Source organism: Mycobacterium sp. NGS64, assembly GCF_059812245.1.
In genome coordinates this window covers 174312-197561 of the sequence record NZ_JCALCI010000002.1, presented here as the reverse complement: position 1 = coordinate 197561, position 23250 = coordinate 174312, and the positions used below count along the sequence as shown (strand labels likewise).

General features: G+C 64.8%; 17 protein-coding genes and 1 pseudogene. 10 read left to right on the top strand and 8 right to left on the bottom strand.

Annotation, left to right across the window (positions count from 1 at the left end):
• Nucleotide 1 precedes the first annotated feature (1 nt).
• Nucleotides 2-427, bottom strand: coding sequence for a nitroreductase/quinone reductase family protein (locus AC5Y4S_RS09230; protein ID WP_500032317.1), 426 nt, complete (start codon nt 425-427; stop codon nt 2-4).
• Nucleotides 428-492: 65 nt separating this feature from the next.
• On the opposite strand from AC5Y4S_RS09230, the gene AC5Y4S_RS09225 reads away from it, so the two are divergent.
• From AC5Y4S_RS09225 to AC5Y4S_RS09215, 3 genes are all read left to right on the top strand, one after another.
• Nucleotides 493-1056, top strand: coding sequence for a TetR/AcrR family transcriptional regulator (locus tag AC5Y4S_RS09225; RefSeq protein WP_500032316.1), 564 nt, complete (start codon nt 493-495; stop codon nt 1054-1056).
• A 107-nt stretch (nt 1057-1163) separates the two neighbouring features.
• Nucleotides 1164-10838, top strand: coding sequence for a fatty-acid--AMP ligase (locus tag AC5Y4S_RS09220; protein ID WP_500032315.1), 9675 nt, complete (start codon nt 1164-1166; stop codon nt 10836-10838).
• A gap of 308 nt (nt 10839-11146) precedes the next feature.
• Nucleotides 11147-11950: a DUF732 domain-containing protein gene (locus tag AC5Y4S_RS09215; protein ID WP_500032314.1), complete on the top strand. Its 804-nt coding sequence runs from the start codon at nt 11147-11149 to the stop codon at nt 11948-11950.
• A gap of 105 nt (nt 11951-12055) precedes the next feature.
• Here the strand turns inward: AC5Y4S_RS09215 and AC5Y4S_RS09210 are convergent, their stop codons facing one another.
• From AC5Y4S_RS09210 to AC5Y4S_RS09190, 5 genes are all read right to left on the bottom strand, one after another.
• The gene (locus tag AC5Y4S_RS09210) at nt 12056-12967 is read right to left on the bottom strand and encodes a pentapeptide repeat-containing protein (protein WP_500032313.1); all 912 of its coding nucleotides are present in this window, start codon (nt 12965-12967) and stop codon (nt 12056-12058) included.
• A gap of 945 nt (nt 12968-13912) precedes the next feature.
• Entirely contained in the window at nt 13913-14599 is a 687-nt protein-coding gene (locus AC5Y4S_RS09205) for a cutinase family protein (protein WP_500032312.1), read from the bottom strand.
• A 94-nt stretch (nt 14600-14693) separates the two neighbouring features.
• Nucleotides 14694-15125 carry an Hsp20/alpha crystallin family protein gene (locus AC5Y4S_RS09200; RefSeq protein ID WP_500032311.1) on the bottom strand — a complete coding sequence of 144 codons (432 nt, stop codon included), beginning with the start codon at nt 15123-15125 and terminating at the stop codon, nt 14694-14696.
• Between the two features lie 176 nt (nt 15126-15301).
• Nucleotides 15302-15424 carry a hypothetical protein gene (locus AC5Y4S_RS09195; RefSeq protein ID WP_500032310.1) on the bottom strand — a complete coding sequence of 41 codons (123 nt, stop codon included), beginning with the start codon at nt 15422-15424 and terminating at the stop codon, nt 15302-15304.
• A gap of 382 nt (nt 15425-15806) precedes the next feature.
• Nucleotides 15807-16094 carry a hypothetical protein gene (locus AC5Y4S_RS09190; protein ID WP_156766502.1) on the bottom strand — a complete coding sequence of 96 codons (288 nt, stop codon included), beginning with the start codon at nt 16092-16094 and terminating at the stop codon, nt 15807-15809.
• A gap of 185 nt (nt 16095-16279) precedes the next feature.
• Here AC5Y4S_RS09190 and AC5Y4S_RS09185 point away from each other — a divergent pair, with 185 nt between their 5' ends.
• The 4 genes from AC5Y4S_RS09185 (at nt 16280) to AC5Y4S_RS09170 (ending at nt 18855) form a co-directional block, all read left to right on the top strand.
• Complete coding sequence (locus tag AC5Y4S_RS09185; protein WP_500032309.1) at nt 16280-16651, top strand: hypothetical protein; 372 nt, start codon at nt 16280-16282, stop codon at nt 16649-16651.
• Nucleotides 16652-17095: 444 nt separating this feature from the next.
• Entirely contained in the window at nt 17096-17599 is a 504-nt protein-coding gene (locus AC5Y4S_RS09180) for a type IV toxin-antitoxin system AbiEi family antitoxin domain-containing protein (protein WP_500032308.1), read from the top strand.
• A complete protein-coding gene (locus AC5Y4S_RS09175; RefSeq protein ID WP_500032307.1) occupies nt 17596-18381 on the top strand; it encodes a nucleotidyl transferase AbiEii/AbiGii toxin family protein in 786 nt (261 codons plus the stop codon). Before AC5Y4S_RS09180 ends, AC5Y4S_RS09175 begins: the two co-directional genes overlap by 4 nt.
• 285 nt (nt 18382-18666) lie before the next feature.
• Nucleotides 18667-18855, top strand: a complete 189-nt coding sequence (locus tag AC5Y4S_RS09170) for a hypothetical protein (protein WP_500032306.1) — start codon at nt 18667-18669, stop codon at nt 18853-18855.
• 85 nt (nt 18856-18940) lie between these two features.
• On the opposite strand, the gene AC5Y4S_RS09165 is transcribed toward AC5Y4S_RS09170, so the two are convergent.
• Nucleotides 18941-20134 (bottom strand): hypothetical protein, encoded by a 1194-nt coding sequence (locus AC5Y4S_RS09165; RefSeq protein WP_500032305.1) that lies wholly within the window; start codon nt 20132-20134, stop codon nt 18941-18943.
• 592 nt (nt 20135-20726) lie between these two features.
• Between AC5Y4S_RS09165 and AC5Y4S_RS09160 the strand changes: the two genes are divergently transcribed.
• Complete coding sequence (locus AC5Y4S_RS09160) at nt 20727-21176, top strand: hypothetical protein (protein ID WP_500032304.1); 450 nt, start codon at nt 20727-20729, stop codon at nt 21174-21176.
• 255 nt (nt 21177-21431) lie between these two features.
• On the opposite strand, the gene AC5Y4S_RS09155 is transcribed toward AC5Y4S_RS09160, so the two are convergent.
• A complete protein-coding gene (locus tag AC5Y4S_RS09155) occupies nt 21432-22265 on the bottom strand; it encodes a hypothetical protein (protein WP_500032303.1) in 834 nt (277 codons plus the stop codon).
• A 387-nt stretch (nt 22266-22652) separates the two neighbouring features.
• On the opposite strand from AC5Y4S_RS09155, the pseudogene AC5Y4S_RS09150 reads away from it, so the two are divergent.
• Both AC5Y4S_RS09150 and AC5Y4S_RS09145 read left to right on the top strand, forming a co-directional pair.
• A pseudogene (locus tag AC5Y4S_RS09150) lies at nt 22653-22874 on the top strand (zinc-ribbon domain-containing protein); the annotation flags it as partial.
• Nucleotides 22811-23170 carry a zinc-ribbon domain-containing protein gene (locus AC5Y4S_RS09145; protein ID WP_500033276.1) on the top strand — a complete coding sequence of 120 codons (360 nt, stop codon included), beginning with the start codon at nt 22811-22813 and terminating at the stop codon, nt 23168-23170. The pseudogene AC5Y4S_RS09150 and the gene AC5Y4S_RS09145, both read left to right, overlap by 64 nt.
• The last annotated feature ends 80 nt before the right edge of the window (nt 23171-23250 follow it).

Here is a 23250-nt window from a genome sequence, read left to right as displayed (position 1 = left end):
ACTAGGTGAAGTCGATTCGGACGGACACCGGCGTCGTCTCCAACGCCTTCACCATCTTGGCCGCCAGCCGTCCGAACTTGCGGGCGCGCGCGACGACGTCGTCGTCCGGCCGGAATGTCGCGAACCCGGTGCGCCACTGATTGCCCTGTCGCAGGCGGACATTCGGGTTGTCGGCGATGTTCTTGCCCCAGCCGGAGCGGCTGCCGTGCTGGCAGATAACCCACGCGCCGCCGTCGTCGAATTGGGCCGACACCGGAACCCGGCGCGCCTGGCCGGTCTTGCGGCCGATGGTCTCCAGTTCGGTGGCCATGGCGGTGCGCACCCCGAGCGCGCTCAACCCCTTCACCGCCGGGTTGAGCAGATAGCGTCCGATCGCACGTTCCCTCCGGAACTTTCGCAGCGTCTTCTGCGCGTTGGTGCTCGTCATGGCGCTCAGGCTAGTAGACCGATTGGTATAGTTCAAGCCTTAGGTGCAACGAAAGGCGGCGACATATGTCGGCGCGGGATGCTCTCATCGCCAGCGTCACGGGATTGGTGCGACGGCGGGGAGTCGCCGGAACGGGCCTCAACGCGCTGCTGGAGGACAGCGGAGTCGCCCGCAGGACCGTCTACCTGAACTTTCCCGGCGGCAAGGCCGAGCTCGTCGCCGAAGCCACCCGCCTGGCGGGGGACGAGTTGACGGCGGTGATCCGGTCGGGGCACGACGGCGGGGATCCCGCCGAGGCGATCCAGACCTTTATCGACGCGTGGAAGGCGCAGCTGACCGCGACGCAGCTCCAAGCGGGCTGCCCGATTGTGGCGGCCGTCCTGGGTCGCTCCGAAGCGCCGGCGGCCGCCCAGGCGGCCCGCGAGGCCTTTGGTGACTGGCAGGCGATCCTGGCCGACCGGCTGGTCAGCTCCGGCGCCGATCGTGACAACGCACGCTCACTCGCGACCCTCACGGTCGCCGCCATCGAAGGCGCCGTCATCCTCGCGATCGCGACGCAGTCGACCGATCCGCTCGACGACGTCGGACGTCACCTGATCGAGGTCATGAGGCTGCACCTGCCCGCGTAGCAGCCGGGAGCCGAAGCGAAAACCCACGTGCTCAGCCGCGCGCCAGCGGCTTTTCTGGGCTGGGCGGTTTCGCCGACGCCCCGTGCGTTCATCGGTATCGTCAAGCTGTGCTTGAGCATTCCATTCCCGAGGTCCTGCGGGAGCGTGCCAGTTCGCGGCCCAACGACCTGGCGTTCACCTATGTCGATTACGAGAACGACTGGGAGGGCGCTGCGGAAAGCCTGACGTGGTCACAGCTGTATCGCCGCACGCTGAACCTCGCACGGGAACTCAAATCTTGCGCGTCAACCGGCGATCGCGCCGTCATCCTGGCGCCGCAGGGGCTCGAGTACGTCGTCGGCTTTCTCGGCGCACTGCAGGCCGGTCAGATCGCGGTTCCGCTGTCGATGCCGGTGGGGGGCGCCAGCGACGAGCGGGTCAGCGCCGTCCTGCATGACGCGTCGCCTTCGACGATTCTGACCACATCCGCTGCCGTGGACGTCATCGCCGAGTATGCGAAGTCGGAGCCCGGTGCGCCATCGGTCGTCGAGGTCGATCGGCTGGATCTTGACTCTCGGCAAACGGTCGCCGCGGACGCCCACGGCGCGACGAGCATCGCGCACCTGCAATACACCTCCGGGTCGACCCGGACGCCCGCGGGAGTTGTCGTCTCGCACAAGAACATTCAGGTCAACTGCGAGCAGATCATGGCCATGTACTACGAGGCGGACGGGGGCATGGCACCGCCGGACACCACCGTGGTGTCGTGGCTGCCGCTGTTCCACGACATGGGTTTGATCCTGGGCATCGCCTTCCCGGTCCTGTGGGGATTCCCCACCGTGCTCACGAGCCCGCCGGCCTTCCTGCAGCGCCCGGCGCGGTGGATGCAAATGCTGGCCGGCAATCCGCACGCCTTCTCGGCCGCACCCAACATCGCCTTCGAATTGGCGACGCGAAAGACGTCGGACGACGACCTGGCGGGGCTGGACCTCGGGGGCGTGCACACCATCCTCAACGGCGCCGAACGCGTGAACCCCCCGACGCTATGGCGCTTCGCGGACCGGTTCGCCCGCTTCAACTTCCGGCCCGAGGCGTTGCGTCCCTCCTACGGACTCGCGGAAGCCACCCTCGTGGTGGCGACCCGCGAATCGGGCCACCCCCCGGTGACCGTTTCTTTCGATTCGGAGCAGATGACCGCCGGCCGTGGTGAGCGGTGCGCGGATGGTGCCGGTATCCCGCTGGTCAGTTATGGCATGCCGAAGTGGCCGATCGTGCGAATCGTCGACCCCGAGACGAGCATGGAGTGCCCGGAGGGCACGGTCGGCGAGATCTGGACGATCGGCGAGAACGTCTGCTCGGGCTATTGGCAGAAACCCGAAGAGACAGAACGTGTCTTCGGCAGAACGATCGTCGGCGCGTCGGACGGCACACCGGAAGGGCCATGGCTGCGGACGGGGGACCTGGGCTTCTACTCCGAAGGCGAGATGTTCATCGTCGGCCGGATCAAGGATCTCCTGATCGTCTACGGGCGCAACCATTCTCCCGACGACATCGAGGCGACGATCCAGGAGATCACACGCGGCCGCTGCGTGGCGATCGCGGTTTCGGATGATGACGGTCCCGAGAAACTTGTCACAATCGTCGAACTCAAGCCCGGCGGCGATTCCGAAGAGGACGCGCAACGGTTGATCGCCACCCGGCGTGAAATCATCGCAGCGATATCGAGGACGCACGAACTGAGCGTCGCGGATCTCGTTCTGGTGCCGCCACATTCGATTCCCCTCACCACGAGCGGCAAGGTGAGGCGACGGGATTGCTCAAAGCTTTATCAGCAGGGCGCATTCACCCGTTTGGACGCGCACATCGGCCCGTCACAGCCGCGCGCGGTCGAGGACACCGCCGCGGACGCCGGGGCCGACTCGGGATTGGCCCAACGTGTTCGCACGCTAAGCCAGCAGCAACAAGACCTGCTGGTGGGGATGGTCTGCGCGCAGGCGGCGGCGGTGTTGGGGCGTCCCAGCCCGGACGACATCGACCCCGGGTCGGCGTTTCGCGACCTTGGTTTTGATTCGGTGAAAGCCACCGAATTGCTCGACCGGCTCAAGACCGAGACCGAGCTGCCGTTGCCGCCGACGCTGGCGTTCGACTATCCCACCCCCGACGAGTTGGCCGCCCACCTAGCCCAGCTGCTGATCGGGCCGGTCGCGGCGGCCTCGCCGGTGGAGTCGCAGGTGGCGGTGGACGAGCCGATCGCCGTGGTGGGCATGGCGTGCCGATTCCCCGGTGGGGTGGATTCGCCGGAGGCATTGTGGGACCTGGTGGCCAGCGGCACCGACGCCGTCGGGGCGTTTCCGGCCGACCGGGGTTGGAATTTGGGGGAGTTGTTCGACCCCGACCCGGATGCGGTGGGCAAGACCTACACCCGCTCCGGAGGGTTCCTGGCGGACGCGGCCGAGTTCGACGCCGAGTTCTTCGGGATCTCGGGGCGTGAGGCCCAAACCATGGATCCCCAGCAGCGGCAGCTGCTGGAGGTGTGCTGGGAAGCGTTGGAAACGGCCCGAATTGACCCGGCCGGGTTGGTGCGTACCGCGACCGGCGTGTTCGTCGGCGCGTGGTCACAGTCCTACGGCGGGGGTGGCTCGGAGGGAGTGGAGGGCTACGCGCTGACCGGCCTGTCCCCAAGCGTGGCCTCCGGGCGAATCGCTTATGCGCTGGGGTTGCAGGGCCCGGCGATCACGATTGATACGGCCTGTTCGTCGTCGTTGGTGGCCACGCATTTGGCGTGTCAGTCGCTGCGCAATGGCGAGTCTTCGTTGGCGTTGGCCGGTGGGGTGACGGTGATGACGACGCCGTCGGTCTTCACCGAGTTCGCCCGCCAGCGCGGATTGGCCGCCGACGGGCGCTGTAAAGCGTTCTCGGCCAACGCCGATGGCACCGGCTGGGGCGAGGGCGCGGCGGTGCTGGTGCTCGAGCGGCTCAGCGATGCGCGGCGCAATGATCATCCGGTGGTGGCGGTGATCGCGGGGTCGGCGATCAACCAGGACGGCGCCTCCAACGGGCTGACGGCGCCCAATGGGCCCGCGCAGCGACGCGTCATCGCCCAGGCGGCGGCCAACGCGGGCATCGGGCTTGGTCAGGTCGATGTGGTCGAGGCGCACGGCACCGGCACCACGTTGGGTGATCCGATCGAGGCCGGTGCGCTGATCGCCACCTATGGTGCGGCCCGCTCGGCGGATCACCCGTTGTGGGTGGGATCGATCAAGTCGAATATCGGGCACACCCAGGCCGCCGCGGGGGTGGCGGGGTTGATCAAGATGATCGAGGCGCTGCGGCATGACAGTTTGCCGCCGACGTTGAATGTGGAGGCCCCGAGCCCGCATGTGGATTGGTCGGCGGGCACGGTGCGGCTGTTGACCGAGCCGGTGCCCTGGCCGCAGGCCGATCATCCGCGCACCGCGGCGGTGTCGTCGTTCGGGATTAGCGGCACCAACGCCCACGTGATCGTGCAACAAGCCCCCGAAGCGCCGGTCGAGCCGGCCGAAGAACCCGGGGGTGTCGACTTCGGGCTGCGGGTGTGGCCGGTGTCGGCGCGCACGCCCGCGGCGTTGCGCGCGCAGGCCGACCGGCTGCACGAATACTTGCTCGCTCATCCGGAACTGGATCTCGCCGATGTGGCCTACAGCCTGGCCACCACCCGCACTCATCACCCGTATCGGGCGGTGATCGGCGGAGCGGTCGACCGCGCCGATCCCCGCGAAGACCTGCTGGGCGCGCTGCTAGCCCTGCGCGACGGCCACGCCCACCCGCAGCTCACCCAACACCACTACCTGGCCCAGGTCCGCGGCAAGACCGTGTTCGTCCTGCCCGGCCAGGGCGGCCAATACCCGGGCATGGGGCGCGAGCTTTACGAGCGCCACCGCGTCTTTGCGGCGATGGTCGATGACTGCGACGAGGCGTTGCGCCCGTTCACCGGCTGGTCGGTGCGCGCGGTCCTGTTGCAGGAGCCGGGGGCGCCGGCGCTGGATCGTGTCGATGTGGTTCAGCCGGTGCTGTTTACGATGATGGTCTCGTTGGCCGAGGTGCTCAGCTCTTACGGCATCGTGCCCGACGCGGTGATCGGACACTCGCAGGGCGAGATCGCCGCGGCGTACATCGCCGGCGTGTTTTCCCTGCCCGAGGCGGCCCAGATTGTGGCGCGGCGCAGCCAGGCGCTGGGCGAACTGTGTGGGGCCGGTGCGATGGCCTCGGTGCTGCTGGGCGCCGAGCAACTCGAGCCCCTGCTGCGCCCGTGGGGCGCGGCGTTGAGCATTTCGGCGATCAACGGCCCGTCGCACACCATCATCAGCGGCGAGCCTTCCGCGATGGAGCAGTTCAGCGCGGCCTGTGAGCGCGATGGCATACAGTTCCGGGCGATTGCGGTGGATTACGCCTCGCACTGCGCGCAGGTTGAGGCGGTGCGCGAGCGGCTGCTCGCCGAGCTGGGCGAAGTCAGCCCGGCCTTATCCCGCATTCCGTTGTATTCGACGGTGGGACATGCGGTTTTGGGTGACCCGTTGGACACCACCACGATGGACGCCGGCTACTGGTATCGCAATCTGCGTGAGCCGGTGCGCTTTTATGACCGGGTGTCCGAGCGGCTGGCCGCGGGGGAGTGCACATTTGTCGAGCTGTCCCCGCATCCGGTGTTGGCGCCCGCGCTGGCCGATACGCTGGCACAGACCCCCGGGCGTGCCCAGTCGACGGTCGTCATCACGCTGCACCGGGAACGTCCGGACCACGACAGCCTGGCTATGGCGTTGGCGCAGTTGCACACTCACGGCCACAGCCCCTCATGGCCAGCGCTCTACCCACACGCCCGCACCGTCGCCCTGCCCACCTACCCCTTCGACCACCGCCGCTACTGGCTCGCCCCCACGCCGGCCGATGACGCCGCCGCCCTCGGCCTGGACCGCGCCGAGCACCCCTTGCTGGGAGCGGTCGCCGAATTGGCCGACGAAGACCAGATCATGGTCAGCGGGCGGCTGTCGCCCGGCACCCAGGAATGGCTGGGCGGCCATCGGGTCAACGACACCATCTTGTTCCCGGCGACGGGGTTCATCGAAGTGATCCTGCGGGCCGGGGAGCTCGCCGGTGCCCCGATGATCGACGAGCTGATCCTGCACACCGCCCTGGCGTTGTCGGAGCAGGCGCCGACCGATCTGCAGGTCCTGGTTCACCCGCTCGACGAGCTGGGCCGACGCCCGTTCAGCGTGCACTCGCGCGCCGGCGGCCAGCTTCGTGCCGCGTGGACGCTGCACGCCAGCGGCGCGCTCACCGTGCGCCAGCCGGCCGCCGGTTCCCCGCCGCCGGCGCTGGGTGCGGAGGCGCTCGACCAGGACGACTTCTACGACCGGCTGGCTCAGCAGGGCTACAACTACGGCGGTCCGTTCCGATCGGTGCGGAGCATCGGCACCGATGCGGCCCGACCCGACGCCGTCTACGCCGAGGTGGCGCTGCCCGCCGGCACCGAGGTCGCCGGCTACGGCATCCACCCGGCCCTGCTTGACGCGGCCCTGCACCCGTTGGCCTCCGTGCTGGACGGGAATGACTCGGGATCGCCGCGACTTCCGTACGCGTTCAACGGAATTGCGCTGCATGCCACCGCGGCCACCGAGCTGCGCGTGCACCTCACCCGGACCGGCGAGGACACTTTCACGCTGCACGCCACCGACCCCACCGGCGCTGCGGTGATCACCATCGGCGCGGTGACGTTGCGCGCCATGTCCGACCAGATCGGCCGGCCCGCTTCGACGGCCGGGCTCTCCGAGAGCATGTTCGAGCTCACCTGGCCGTCGCTGCCCGACCTGCCCGGTGTGTCCGCGGACGAGCCAACGGCATGGGCGGTGTGCACCGATTCACCCGAGCAGTTGCCGAATGACCTGTCCCGCGCCACAATTCATGACGACCTGGCCACCTTGACCCCGTGCCCGGAGCTGGTCATCTGGGCCCTACCGCGACCCGCCGAAACCGATCCGCTTCGGCGGGTGCACGCCCTGGCCCGGCATGCCTTGGCCCAACTTCAGGGCTGGCTGACCCGTCCGGACAATGCCAGCGCCCATTTGGTGATCGTCACCCGCCATGCGGTCAGCATCGGCGCTTACGATGGTGTCCCGGATTTGGCGCACGCCGCGGTCTGGGCGCTGATCCACACCGCTGCGAACGAGCACGCCGGCCGCATCACCCTGATCGACACCGACGACACCCCAGCCACCGCCGCCACCCTGCTGGCCATCGCCTCGGCGCGACCGGCGGGCGAGCCGGAGTTGGCCCTGCGCAACGGTGTTGCCCACATCCCCCGCGTGGCCCGCATCCCAACCCTGACCCCACCCGATGGTCCCGACTGGCGGTTGGGCACCACCGGCAAAGGTGACCTGACCAACCTGGCCCTGCTCCCCACCGATGCGCCAAATACCCTGGCGCCGGGGCAGATTCGCGTTCAGATCCGGGCCGCCGGGCTGAACTTCCGAGACGTGGTCGTCGCCTTGGGCGCGATCGCCGATGACGGAATGGGCAGCGAAGCAGCGGGGGTCGTCCTCGACGCCGCCCCGGGCGCATCGCTGCGCCCCGGTGATGCGGTGATGGGGCTTTTCCCGCATAACGCGTTCGCGCCCACCGCGATCGCCGACGAGCGCATGGTGGTGCCCGTCCCGGACGGATGGTCGTTCACCCAGGCCGCATCCGCGCCGATCGTGTTTCTCACCGCCTATGCCGCGTTGGTCGACATCGCCGGGCTATCGGCCGGCCAACGCGTGCTCATCCATGCCGGCGCCGGAGGCGTCGGTCAGGCCGCCATCCAGATCGCCCGCCACCTCGGTGCCGAGGTGTTCGCCACCGCCCACCCGAACAAACACCACGTGCTGGGCCAGCTGGGGCTCGACCCCGCCCACATCGCGTCGTCGCGCACGCTGGACTTCGTCGACACCTTCAAAGCTGCCACCGATGGGCAAGGCATGGACGTCGTGCTCAACAGCCTGGCCGGCGAGTTCATCGACGCGTCGCTGCAATTGCTGCCCCGCGGAGGCAGTTTCGTCGAAATCGGCAAGACCGACATCCGCCGGTCTGGCGACATCGCCGCGTCCCATCCCGGAGTCGACTATCAGGTCTACGACCTGTCCAGCGAACCGGCGCAAACCCTGCAGCCCGCATGGGCCGCCCTGACCGAAATGTTCGCCGCCGGCGTGCTCAAGCCGCTGCCCACCACGAGCTACGGCCTGCTGAACGCCCCGCAAGCCTTCCGCGACATGAGCCAAGCCCGCCACACCGGAAAGATCGTGCTGATCCCGCCCGCGGTATTGGATCCCCAAGGCACGGCGCTGATCACGGGCGGCACCGGGATGCTTGGCGCGCTGTTCGCCGAACACCTGATCATCCGCTACGGCGTCGAACATTTATTGCTGTTGTCTCGCAGCGGAATCGACGCGCCCGGGGCCGGCGAACTGCAAGAGCGGCTGGCCGGGCTCGGCGCCCAAGTCGCGATCGCCGCGTGCGACACCAGCAACCCCGCCGCGGTGGCCGCTGCGCTCGACACGATCCCCGCCGACCACCCGTTGATCGCGGTGATCCACGCCGCGGGCGTCCTCGACGACGCGCTGGTGACCGATTTGAGCCCCGAACAGCTCGATGCGGTCTTGGCCGCCAAGGCCGACGCGGCCTGGCACCTGCATCACCTCACCGCCGACCGCGACCTGGCCGCGTTCGTCCTGTTCTCCTCGGCCGCGGGCATCCTGGGCAGCGCCGGGCAGGCCAACTACGCGGCCGCCAACGCGTTCCTGGACGCGCTGGCCCGCCACCGGCATCACACCCAACGCCAGGCCACCAGCCTGGCCTGGGGCTATTGGCAAACCCCGTCCGGGATGACCGCCCACCTCAGCACCAGTGACCTGACCCGCCTGAGCAGCACCGGGCTCACCCCCATCACCAACGAGCACGGCCTGGCGCTCTTCGACGCGGCGCTCACCAGTCAGCCGACCAACCTGCTGGCCAGCCCGTTCAACACCGCCGCGCTGGCCCGCCAGGCGCGCAACGGCACGCTGGACCCGATCCTGTCCGCCCTGACCACCAGCCGCCGCCAGGCCGCCACCGCCAGCCCGCGCACGCTGGCCGCCACGCTGGCCACCCAAACGCCGCAACAACGGCTGGACACCCTCACCGCGATGGTCACCGCCACCACCGCCACCGTGTTGGCCCACCCCGACCCGGCCGCCCTCGACCCCGAGATTCCCTTCAAGGAACTCGGCATTGACTCCCTGACGGCCCTGGAACTGCGCAACACGGTGAACCAACGCACCGGCCTGGCCCTGCCGGCGACGCTGGCCTTCGACCACCCGACCCCGGCGAAGCTCGCCGGGCACCTCGCGGAGCTGCTGACCGACACCACCGCGCCCGCCGCGCCGGCGGCTCAGGTCAGCACGTGTGGCGACGAGCCCGTCGACAATCGGCTCGCATACCTGGATCAGGCGGCGTTCCTGGCGCTGCGAGCGGTGCACGGCGCGCTGATTCAGGTCACCTGGATCTACGACCGTGCCATCGACGTCGAGGGGCTAAAGCGTTTTCACCGCAACCTGGGCCGCGGGTTGTTGGGACGCCGGATCGAACGGTCCACGTTGCCATTCGCGCGCGATCGCTGGGTGAAGGCACCGCCGCCGGAGGAGATCGACTTTGCCGCGGCGCCACGTCCGCGTGCCCAAGTGAACGCGTGGGCCGACGAGCGGGCCCGCCTGCCCATCGACCCGGAATGGGGGCCGGCCTGGCACCTCGGGGTGCTTCCGCTCGAGGACGGCGGCACCGCGGTAAGCCTGGTGGCCTCGCACACGATCGTCGACGCCATCGCGTTCGGCCAGGCGATAGAAGACGCCGTCGAGGGCAGGACGCGCGATCTGGGCTATCCCCCCGCGGGATCGCGCACCCTCGGGCGGGCCGTGCGCGAGGATCTTCGGCAAACCGTCAAAGACCTGCCCGACATAGGGCACGCGTTGGCCGCGGTGGCTCGCCGGGCCCGGCGCGACCGCAAGGAACTCAACTCATCGTTCAAGGCGGCACCGCCGTCACCGAGGAGGTCGGCCGACGACCGGCCGGTGGAGGTGCCCGCCCTCACGGCATACGTCGACCTTGCCGAATGGGATGCGCGCGCGAAAAGCCTTGGCGCAAGCAGCAACTCACTGGTGGCGGGTATCGCTTGCCGGCTCGCGGTGCGGATGGGTCGGGTTCAGGACGACGGGACCGTCACCCTCCGATTCATGGTGACGCTGCGGACCGAAGGCGATACCCGGGGCAACGCGCTCACCAGCGTCGACGTTCCGGTCGACCCGACGCACGCGGCGACGGACCTGGCCGATATGCAGGCCAAGATCACGCAAACGATCCTCGAGGCGATGGAGGACCCCGACAACGAGTGGCTGGCGCCGCTGCCGCTGGCCGCGTTGACGCCGGTATGGGCGGCCAGGAAAGTCGCGGGGATGGCGACGGGTGGCTCCACGCTGCCGGTCACTTGCTCCAACGTCGGTGACCTGTCCCCGTCGGCGAACCGCCCCGACGGCACCGACGCCGATCACGCGTACATGAGAAACCTCGAGCCCGATATGAAGCAAAGCACGCTCGAGGCCATGGGCGGACAATTGTTCCTGGGTTCGGGGCGGGGCCGCGGCAAGATGTTCATCCGAATCTCGGCGTATCTTCTCGGGCGGTCGAACACCAAAGAGGAGCTACGGGAAAGCGTGTCGCGCACGTTCGCCGAATTCGACCTGAACGCAGAGATCGACTGCTAATCGCGGCGCGTCGGTGCCGTTGTAACCGATTGCTTAGCGGCTTTCGGTGTCGACGGAATCTCTGTTGCCTTGTACCGCAACGTGTTTGAGCTGATCCGGCTCGGCTCAGGAAATCGGGTATTTACCGCGGAATCGCGGTGATTTATTATGAACGGATTGGTTAACAAAAGATGAACAAATGGTGAACGGATTCTAGGTATAGCAGTGTTGGCACGTGCGCCGTGAAACCGGAGGGGCGGCGCACGTGCGTGGTGTAGATGGCAATTCGCCCGTCACGCGACGGCCCGACCAGAACGGAAATCCCTCCTATGTTCACCGGCACCACCGGCCGCTCCGGTGCCCTGATTACCGCCATTGTGGTGCTAACTGGAGCTGCAATTGTGCGCGGCGGCGCGGCTATTGCCGACCCGAGCCAAGACGAGCGGTTCCTGGCACTGCTCGATCAACAAGGCATCCCCGCACTCCGTGGCGTCCCGAGCCTCATCGAAACGGGCCATGACGTGTGCCGCACGCTCGACGCCGGCATGCCGGCGGCCGGCTTGGTGGACGCGATGGTCAACAATGCGGTTGGCATCGACCCGAGCGAGCGCGATTTCGACCTGGGCCGCCTCGCCCGCACCGAGGCGCGCTTCATCACCGCCGCGGTCGGGGCCTACTGTCCCTACGATCGGGGCAAAATCGCTTCCCTCAGGACCAATCCCAGCGGGTGGGAAGGGTCCGCGCACCGGGTGACCCGGCCGGCGGTCGACTTGCGGAGCGATCCGCGGGAGACACCGTGGGCCGTTCCTGTCGGGGAGATCGACGATCCCAATCCGCCGCAGCTTCCGGTACCGCCACCGCAAGCGGCGCAGATCCAGACGCCACGGCAGCCGATAGCGGCGCCGTCCGCACCAAAGCACCCGCCGCCCCCGCCGCAAACCGCGAAGCCCCCGCCCCAGCAGCCGCCACCGCCACCGCAGCAGATGGAGCCCGCAGGGGGCCCGCAGCCGGGCGGCGCCGGAGGCAGCGGCGGCGGTAGCACCGGTGGTGGCAACGGCGGTGGTAGCCCCGGCGGAAATGGAGGCGGGGTCCCCGCGGATCCGTCGCCAGGCTTTGTCCGGCTCGCACCCTGACAGGCAAGAAGGCGGGGGCTTGGCGGTCTGCCGGCTCGCGCACATGCCGGACCCGTTCTTGCTTCTACACCAACAGGTTTGGTGCGTCCGTGAAGGTGAAGAACACTACGGCTGGGTCCGACTCGGCGGTGGGGTGTAGCCATCCGGCCACCGGGTGGACGCGGAGTACGCAATGCCATTGAGCTTCGTGCCGGTCAGATTCGCTCGGGTCAAATCCGCGCCGGTCAAGTCTGCGCGGGTCAAATCCGCATTTGTCAGATTGGCGTCGGTCAGATTCGCGTCCCTGAAATCGGCCTGGGTCAAATCCGCGTCGGTCAGAATTGCGTAGGTCAGATTCGCGCCGGTCAGGTTCGCGTCGGTCAGGTTGGCGTTCGTTTGCTTTCCGTCTTTTCCAAATTTATCGGTTTTGCCGAGATACGCATTTTTCAGAATTGCGCCCGACAAATCCGCGTAAGCTAGATTAACCCCGGCTAGGGCTGCTCCAGTGAGAGTCGTGCGTCTCAGCCAGGCGTTATTGAGTCTTGCCTCTTTCAGTTCTGCGCCGATTAAACAGACGTTGGCGAGGTCAACCTTCTCCGGAAACCTATATCTTCCGATCACTGTTAGGGCGGCCTTAACGTCGGCAGACGGTGGGGAAACGTTAGCAAGGGGGGCGAGCTTAGGGCATTCCGTGGGCGAGTGGCTGGCAACATACGTCTCCAGCACATCGAACACCACCATCCGAAAGTTATCATCCGCCAAGTTATCCTGGCTGATCTGTTCTAACGAGTAAATGCCGCCCACGACTACATCTTTGGCGTTGTTATTATTAGGGTTAAGATAGCCAATCGCCTTGTTAAGTCGATCGCTCAGCTGACCTTTTGCCGATTGCGTGTTCTGGTTTATAGTCGATTGTAATGATTTAAACGAGTAAATTGTTCCTACGAGCGCACCCACGGCCGCGATGAATGCAATGACCTTCGCCCAATCAAGCCTAACGACCAGCTTGGCGAGATTCTGCTTGACCCCTCCTAGCATTCGGTGCCTGCGGTTTTGAACAACGGGACGCGCCGGTCGGGTTAGCCGTAGACGCTGCTGCCGTCTCGCGGTTTGGCGCAATAGCGTTGCGGTGGCGTGTGAGCTCGGCTCGCGCGAGGCTGGACTCATACGGCGCCCTCCCGAGTGATTGGGTTGCGGGCAGGGCGGCGATTCCGCGGGAACCGACCGGGCGACGGGCGTCGTCAGCTCGTGAGAGGGAGTTGTGCTGACAGTGGCGGTCATTGTCTTAACTCCTTTCGAGGGGGAATCCAGTTCTTTGCCTCGGCTCCGGGCCGGCATTCGGCCGGTTTGTTAATTCGAAGGGCATGACACGTCGATCTGGACCAGCGTGTGCTGCCTTTCCTGCAGGCCGACCGATGGGTCGAGATAGCTGGGGTGTTGTCCCTTGACCAAGCACTGCGGCAGCTGCGATCTCGGGACCTGGGGTAGCCACTGCACTTGGTAGCCCTGCGTTTCCAGGTTGCTCACAACGTCAGCGCCGGTATCCGCCGCAGCCGGAGCTGCAAGCCCCAACGTCACCGCGGTAAGGGCCCCCAAAGCTTCCGTCGCTACGACAAACTTCCTCATTTCGGAGCCTTCCTTTCAGGCCGTCGACGCCCGGAGGTTGCTCAAAGCTCGGGGGTTGCTGAGAGGTCTGATACCCATGCCACGCCTCGACCTCATGGTGCCGTGTCCGCCATGCCGAATTTCTCTGTGAAATCAAGAAGTGAGTTCACACCGGTGATCCTCGACCGTCCCCGATGTGGTTGGCATGAGTAGTTGGCTACCTCATCTTTTCGACCCAATGCCACGGGACGACATGTGCGCAGCTTCGAGACTGTGCCAACGATTGCGAGCGCTATCCCGAGCAGCGGCGGTGTCGACAGTGATGACTCGTCAGCGTCACGCCGCTTACCGTCGAAATCGTCGTCCGCGCCGCAGGCGTTAGAGGTGACTCGCCACGAAACTCGCTGCCTGACTGGGCATCCCCGACTGCTGATACGACAAGTGCTCCGGGGAGAACATCTGGTCGTGCGAGGGCAGCGACAGGCCGCCCCCAGAACACACCGGATCGCCGGGCGCGCACAAGTCGATGGCCTTGGCCCCGTACCAGGGGCTGGCCTCGTTCATGGGCCCTACAACCCTGTCGGCCATATTCCCGAACACGGCGACGGCGGCCACGTGGGCTGCCTCGTCGGCCGACAGCGTGTCGGCGTTGAAACCCGCGATCGACGCTCGGGCGATGGTGATCAGATCTATCACCATGGCGCCTTCGGAATATCCGCCGAGCACCAGCTTGGTGTTGGGACAGGTCGCGACCATGGATTGAACATGGGCGTTCGCGTCGACGGCGCCGGCGGATGCGGACGGGGGCCAATCCTCGGTGGCCGGGTAGTTGACGGCATACACCCCAAGGGACCGACCGCCGACCTGCGAACGTAGCGAGTCGATGAAAGCCTGCCCGACGCCGCCGACGCCCGGCGGCTCATCGGTGCCGCGGGCGAACGTCACGTCGACGTCGGGGCAGGGGGCGGCCGAGGCGGGGGGAGCGAGGATCGGTGCGCCAAGGAGCGCCGCCCCGGTCGTCACCACCGCGGAAACAAGCAAACGAGCCAATTGGCGTGCGTTCACGATTCCAATGCTGACATATCGGGATCGAAGCGTTCCGCCCGCATCGCACCACCGGATGGCACGCCCGGGGACTCAGTGGCCGTTGGCCGCGGAATTACTCCCGAGTTTCGACCTCGATGCGTTTGGCCGCCGGCGCGCCGTTGGGGACCGGCACCGAGACGGCGAGGATGCCCTTTTCGTAGGTGGCGTGGACGTCATCGACGTCGGCCCCGGCGGGCAGTGGGACGGAGCGCGCGAAGGCCCCGTAGCTGAATTCGGACCGACCGTGGGATTCGACGGCCTGGCTGCGCACGGCCTTGATGGTCAGCATCCCGTCGTGCACGGTGATGTCGATGTCCTTCGCGGGGTCGACGCCTGGGATCTCGGCGCGAACCTCGTAGCGGCCGTCGTTCAACTCGTCCTCGACCCGCAGCAGGTTGCGGTCGAAAAGCGGGCGCAGGCCCGCCAATAGGGGGGTGCCGCTGAAGAGCTCGGTGAGATCGGGCATCAGGGTTCTGGGTTGACGCTGGACCGGCAGAGTTGCCATGGATTCTCCTGAAATCGTTGCATCTCTTTCGATTTCGATCGAACCACCGTGCGGCCGCCGGTGCTAGACGGGGGGCGCCGAAGCTGCCGAGAGGTTCATTGCGCGTTCAACCGGCCGGTCCCGGACGCTGGCCAAGGTGCACAACGGGTTTCGTTTCGGTGGAATGGACCCAATCCCTAGCCGGGACGGAGCGGCCGTTTGAGCGTGCAGACCATGCTCCATTCGAAATACAGCTCGCCGTCCTTGTCGTAGCCCTTGAAGTGGTGGGCGACCTGAGTGCGTTGCACCGAGGAGTTCACGATTTCCCAGCCCTGTTCCCCGTAGGCCTTCGACAGTCGGCGACCTCCTCGACGACGGCTTGCAGAGACTCATTCGTGCGGTAGATGAAATTGCTCTCCCACCGCTGCGGGTACCACTGACCGTCGGATGCCAGCCACCACCCCGGCCCGGGCGAAGGGGTGCTGGTAGGAGCGCTCATGCCCGGCGATCTTATGGCGCCGCGCGCCCGTCAAAGCGATCTCCTAGTTAATTCTGAGGTAATTCCGTCGACGTCCCGCCGGCGGTCTTCTATAGATATTCGGCATTCCCGCGGCCCGTTGGTTAAGAGCATCACCGCGCGCAAATGATCCGTGATTTCGCCGCTGAATTGGGCGCAGCAATTGACGCGTGGTCTCCGCGCGGTCAGCCGACCTGCTTCAGCGTGTAGTGCGCATTGGTGCGCCTGGGGTCGTCTGCGAGCCGCTTCACCTCTTGGCGGATCGGATCCACGGCGCCGCCGAATACGCCGGGGCAGCCGTCGGGGCATCGGACTTCCCACCACGAGTCCGACGGGTGTTGCGGCCACGCCGCGAGCATTCCGCCTCTGGGCTGATAGCCGATCTCGGCTGCAAACTTTCTGAGGTTGCCGACGTGGTGTTGTGCCGGGCAGAAGAGCGCTACGTCGATTCCGAGGTTGTCTGGTTCGTTCATGGCCGCCATTCTCGCCTGTCCGCGCGTCGCTGACCCCTCCTTCGCGACGACCATCGGCGGCGACAGGGTGACCACGTTCACGTCCCGTTGAGGCCGTTAGTCACTTGACTACACACCGTGCAGGTGGTGTAGTCAACTGACTAACACGGGCCGAGTGGGCCCCCACGACCCAAGGAGAACCGACCATGACCACAGCCCAATCGCGGGACCTCGCTGCCCCCAACGGGGCCACCTGCGTCGACGAATGGGAGAGCTTCGGGGCGGCCTTCAGGGTGTTCGACGGACCGGAGTGGCGGATCAAGCACGTCACCGACCACGGCCGATGCGCCGACATCGAGGACATCGTGGTGTCGGTCATCGGGCGGCAGTACGTGGATGGGCGCGCTGAGCGCAAGATCATCATCGACGGCGCTCACACCCCGGTCATCACGTCGAGCGAAGCGCGGAAGCTGGGCAGCGCGTTGATCGCCGCCGCAGACGCCGCTGACGGTGACGTGATGGCCGCAAAAAAATGCCAGTGCCCCCGGCACGACTCGAACGTGCGACCTAGGAATTAAGATTTGGGGGCGTCGCGGTTTCTCGACTTTACCTGTGTTGCCTTGTGCGACAACGGATTTTACTGCTGATCGGCATCGGTGAGAACCCGCCGATTACCGTCGAATCGTGGTCATTGGCGATGAATAAACGATGACTCGCCGTGCGCATCAGCGCACTGAGGGCTTCGCATCATCGCGAAGGGCACGAGCCGTTCACCGTCGAGGCGGTGCTCTTCGTCCAGCTAAGCGAAGACGATGACCCTTCCTCAGTCCTAGCATAAAACTACGGCTACTGTTACCTTGTAGGTAGTTTAAGACGTCAAAAAGAGGTGTTGCATGCCTGTCCGCTACACGGGGGTCCCGCCCGCTATAGCTCAAGCTCCGCTGCGCACCGTGCGTCCGCGAGACGTAGATGCATACGCCAACCCAAGCAAGGAATTAGCGAGGCTGGAAGCGCGAGGTCTCATGCATCGGCTTGCTGAGGGCTTCTACACGCTGGTTCCACAGGATCGAGTGGGTGGCGACTGGCTGCCAACTTTGGAGGGCGCTGCAGCCGGAATCGGCGCTGCGGAATTCGGCGCGGGCCAATACGCCTTAATGGGCATGACGGCTGCCCGGCTACACCGAGCAGTTCCGCGGGCGATCGCGGTCGCGATACTCGCTGCCCCTCGCAGGCGCGAAACTTTGCGACTGACGGATCGCCCAGCGACGATACGATTCTTCGTTCGCGACATCGCTGAACTCCAGCTAGAGAAGATGCAGACTGATCTAGGCGACTGTCTCGTCACAACGCCTGAGCAGACGGTCCTGGATCTGGCCCACCTGCCGAAGATTGGTGACATGGAGAAAGAGGCATTAGCGGCGATCCGTGCGCTGCTGCCGCGGTGCGACAGAGAAGTGATGGCCGAAATTGCTGCAACACAACGCCTTCGCCAACCATACAACCGGGTACGCAAGCTGACCGCATGACATCCGAAGGATTCGGGCTCGTCCGGGAAGACTTGGAAAGGGAGACTGCACGCTTCGGCGTCGCCGACGACCAGGTCCGGCGGGATCATGCGATATCGCATATTCTCGGCGCCATCTCCAGCAGCCTGCGCGATGACGTAATTTTCTTTGGCGGAACCGCCCTAAGCCGCACGCATTTGGTGCATGCACGGCTAAGCGAAGACATCGACATGATCGCCCTTGGCAATCGCACCGACGCCACCAAGGGCCTTGTGAAGGCAGTTGACGCCGCACTTTTGCGAACTCACGGCCGACCGACATGGTCTCCATCGTTCAGCACACGCGACGTCGAGCCCGCTATCGTCCATATCCCGGGCGGCATTTCGATAAAGCTTCAATTGCTTTCCAGGCGTGGATATTCAGCATGGCCAACCGAGCGGCGCGACATCGAGCAGCGCTACCAGGATGCGCCTCACGCCACGTTAATTGTTCCGACCGTCGAGTCATTCGCTGGTTGGAAGACTGCGGCGTGGTACGAGCGGCGCGCAGCCCGCGATCTTTATGACCTATGGGCGCTGGCAGAGATCGGATCTTTAACGGCGGCAGCCGCTGCCCTATTCGCCAAGCACGGACCAATCACAGGGCCACCGCGTGAATTCATGTTCACGCATGGACCCAGCGAAGAGGAGTGGCAGACGTCTCTCTCGGGGCAGACGCGCCTAGAAGTTACGGCGGCCGAAGCATTAGCAGCGGTACGTACCGCGTGGTCAAAAGTCGTCGGCGAGAATTGGGAGCGAGGTTGAACAATCATGACGACGCCCAACATCGTTCACACCGCGTCGGGTACGTGAAACTTCGTGCAGGATGCTCACCACCGCTGCAGTTGTGATGGTCGCGCGGCGAGTATCGACGCGGTCGGCTAAGAGGCCAACGAGGGCCGATCTAGCTCGATGCCCTGGTGGCTCCGATCGAGTCCCTGGACCGTCGGACATCCCGGGGGTTTGAGACCGCAGGGTTCAACGCCCCGGAAGAGCAATACCGCTTCGGTCGAACCATAGGCGAGAATATCGGCGACGAAGGGAAGCTATGTGAAGATCAAGGAGTACGGCCTACGGTTGCCGGACGGTCATATTTCCATCTACCGCACCCGTGAGAGCGCCATCGGCGCGAGGGGCAGGTTCAACAAGATTCCGGCCACGGCGCACAGCGTGCTCCTGGTGCGTGAAGTGGACATCGGGGAGTGGCGCAAGGTGGCGCCCGAGGAAGAAGACCCTTAGCGAGAAACCGAGCCGACGATTGCGCACAGCTGGGCCCGCGTCGGCACACCCTGCGTTCCGCCGGACCGAGGCCCAGTGGTTCGAGCTAATCGATCGGGTCAGAAAAGAACGCGACGGCGTGCCGAAGATGATCGACAGATTTCCACCTTTTCATGGTCGCTTCGTACGCCGAGGTAACTTGTCCAAGTTGCGTTGACATATCAGTTTCACGCTGACCGTCAATCGCAACAACGGCATCAAAGAGATTCTTCCATGCATCCCATAGATGATCGGTCATTTCAGATAATAGGGTGGCATAAGAAATAGGCTGTACGCGACCCTGCGAAGCAATGCGCGCCCCATCGGGCGTTGGATGGCCACCCTTTTCGCAATGAATCCAATAATCCTTTTGGCGATAGTCGTTATCTACATCCCTGTAGATCTTCGCCGGCTTCCAATTTTGACGGCGTTCGTCGGCCGTGGAGTGCAGCCAAAGCGGCATCAGGGTGGCATCCTGCGAGAATTTCCAAAAGATAAACTCTGCCTCTACTATCTGCCGGAGCAACGTCCAAGCGGGGTAAATATTATGAAGTCTGACGAGTTGAATTATGCCGGTTGCCAGCGTTTTGGTTGTGACTGCGAGCAGAGCGAGTGCCTCAAGAGAATCTTGGCATGTATTTGATATGTCCTCGCGCAGACTTGCGAGGTGCAGCTGGTACGCGGCAGACTGCCAGTAATTTGCTGATTCAAACGCCGCTGTCGCGCGCACCTTCCGCATCTCATCGTCTGCGGCGTACTTGATGGCTGCTTCTATGGCGCCATCGCGATCGGATATTTGCACGCGGTCGCCTTGCTCCTTGAGCTGGACTCTCAGATCCGCAATCACCTTATTTATATGTTTTTTGTTACTGGCGCTGATTTCAGTTGCGGCGCCGATCGCGATATCGTGCGCAATCATAGCTACGGCGCCGTGATGAATATTTTGGAGGGACCCGGGGCGCATGCCTGATATTAATTCCGTAATCAATGATTCGACTTTTTGCACCTGGCCCGGCGGGATTATTTCGGTGTCGACATGCTGATATGCGAGCGCTAGCGCAGATTCGATGGTGCCATTAGTCGCCTCCCTGAGCATTCGGATCAGAATGGTCGCGACGGTTACAAGCGGATCGGCCGCCACAATCAATGCTTTTTCGTCTTCGTTGACAAGGGCGGTATCGAGACTGTCATCGGCACCCTTTAGGTGCCCGAGCAACAGGTCAACCCCGCGTTTTGCCATCCTGAGCTGATCTCGGCGCATGGCTGGATGGTAGATCCCGTCACCGACACGATTGCGAGCCGGACGCACCCGCGTTGGCGGATGTCGGCCGCCGAGCTGGGAGGCTTTCGATTGTGCAGGTGTGTCGGGCCGGGAAGCCTGGTTCCAGGTGGGAAAATCCACTCCCATGGGTGAAGTCTCGGTAGACCCGTTCGTGGGCGAACGCGTGGAGGAGTTCGCTGCTAGGTGCGTTGTCGAGCGAAATTCTGACTACACGCTTCAGCTCCTCGATGACGGCGCTGTGGATCAGAGCGTTGATTATCTGGTCCTTGCGGAGTGTGGTGTCACCGAGCTCGGCGTCCTCGAGGTCGGCCGTAATACCAGCGAAAGCGCCCGAGCCAGTGAGGCTGCGCACGAGAGGCGTACTGCGGGGCCTCGTCGGATTGCGGGACTCCGTCGCTCTTGGCACATCGGGATCGATCGCGACCGGGCGAGATTCCGGTCCGTACTCCCAAGCGTAGGCGCGCTACTTCTTGAGGCAGAGTCGCTCTCGCGATGGGAGATAAGCACCTGGGGTGCGTACGGATACGGTGCCGATGGCCAGACTTTGGAGTGGCGTTTAGCGAGACTCGGAGTGCGGTCGGCGACGGCGTTGGAAGTCGCCGGCGAACCGGCGATTTGGATCTCGCCGATGCACGGCTGGAGCGCAGGGGCCAATCCCGACAGCGCGGTTGATGAAGTTGAAGCCTGGCTCGGATCCGGCTCAAGTGATCAGCGCGGCATTCGGAGAAAGCTCTTGACGCGCCTGGATCTCCCCGAGCGTCATTTGTTCGTCTGGGCTGACCGTCAAAAGATGCGCGCCGCATACGCGCTAGGCCGTGGTGAACTGCCAAGTAGGGCTCCGCAACTTCCTGCGCATATTACTCACCTTTGGCTTGCCGCCGAGTCCGGCTTTAGCGGCTGTGGAGGATGGGCCTGGGCGGCGGTGAGCGGCTGGCGACCGCTGACGGATGTCGAGCGCATTGTTAACGAGGCATACGCCACATACGCGAACTCACTCGACGCCGCTGCCCGCTGGAACTGAACAATTGACCTGACGACAGGCTGCCGATAACGGTGACGACAATCGAGCTCCACGACGCCTGCACCCACACGTCGGCCGAGGACATATCGTGCCTGTTCACTTCGCATCCGGGCACGGCCCGGCGCGGGGGCGAATATGACGCCTGCCCAGTTGAAGATGAGTCGATGATCTGAGCGCTCGCCGTGGCCGGGTGTCGGCGCTTGGCGCGATAAGCAAGCAACCCTGATTGGCGCTGTGCGGTTGCGGTGGCTGCAATTACTTGCCGTTTTGCGTGTAGTCGAGACTTTCAGCGTTGGTGAACAGCTTGTCGAGTGGCGGATAGGCCGCGATGATCTGATTCCCTTCCTTCGATAGCTCCCTCGGACCGCCAAATAAGAACCCTGAGGGGGACGGAAACGAGGTCTTGGTTCTACTCACTTGCAGACCAAGGAATGACTCTGTGTTGACTAGTGGGATGACGCGGAATTCCCGCGTTGCGAGTACGTGCTCTCCGAACTTTATCCCGCCGACGTGGATCCTCATGTCGTCGGCACTGCCGCGCACCCCGTGCCACATCTCCGCCGCGAACAGCCAGCCTTCCAGCGCATAGCCGTTGAATGAGTCAGGCGTGCACAGGTAATGGTAAAGATCTACGTGGCGGAATATTCGATCTGTTTGCCGTGGAGTCTCAACCTCCTTGTAGCTGTTCATGCCCCAGGCAGTTATCCCGAATGCCGGCCCTGAAGGTACGCCACGGTCGATTGGGCCGCTAAATACTCCGATACCCTTCGGCTGACCCGTAAGGGGGTTGATACCTGACTTGATCTTGCCCTTGACCTCGCTGCTGAACTGCACAAGTCCATCCCGGTGGTGGGACAGTTTGACGCGGTCGGAAGCAGAATAGTGAACCGCATCTTCGACCGAGACGAGCGTGGGAGCCGCCGGGCGATGACCAAGTCCTAGAGGCAGCTTGAACAGCCAGCCCTCACGAGCAGAGTGGTATGGGCAGAGTACCGAGTACCCGCCATCAGCCAAGGTCTGGATCTTGCATAGCGCGCGCAGCTTTCCGTCAACGTCCTCGATGAGGATGCGCCACCCCGGACCGCTCATGTCCCGATTATTGTCCGTCGTCGGCGTGGGATGGCTTGGTCCAGGTCTGCCGACACCCATGCTTGGCGGGTGACGATTCGACAGGAGGCGACGCGCGCCTGTACGAGGGAGCCCTCGCCGACGTCGGTGATCCGAACACGTACGCCGGCCGGTCGTTGGTCCTCGCGAAGCTGTGGATGCGCCAGTATCGGCGAATGCTGTCGGTCCGCCTCAACAGGGGGCCAGCGATGACGCGATACCGCGCGCACCAGCCACTCCATCGTCTTGGTGCGCGACGACCCGTCTCACGCTTAGGCTGCTGTCGATTGCAGTTACGACGCTCGAGGCGCTGGCCCGAGCCGGTGATCCCGCGCGTGATCATGCACGTTACGTCGAAGACAGCGACCTGTGGGGGCACCGACGCCGCGAACGCCGCGCTTTACAAGCACCGTGCAGAAAGTTTGGCGACTGAAAACCCCAGCCTCGCAGGTGAATTCCACCCGACAATATGGCGATGTGACCGCCGCGCAGGTTCATCCAGGCAGTAACACCACGTTTTGGTGGAAATGCAGAATTTGTGGTCACGACTGGCGACAGAAGGTGTCGATCCGCGCGCGAGGTCACCGCTGTCCGCCTTGTTTGGGGCCGAACGTCGCGCCCGGTTGCGCGCCATCCCAGCGCCGGGTCGATCGTTTGCTGATCTATTTCCCGACATTGCAAAACTGTGGCACCCAACGCGGAACGCCTTCGGACAGGAAGAGGTGGCAGCTGCGAGCAGCGAGGTGGTCTGGTGGCAATGCGCCAACGGCCACGAGTGGGAAGCCCAGGTCGCTGCGCGACGCGCCTATGGACGTTGCCGGCGCTGCCCATGTTCCGAGGGTGGGTCACTGCGACGACGCCAGGTTCTTCGCCCGACGCCTTCGTAGGAAAGAATCGCCGCCGCAACGACTGCGGCGCGGACGTGTCATAACCCTCATCGCGGGCAAACCCGATTGTCAGGGCGACG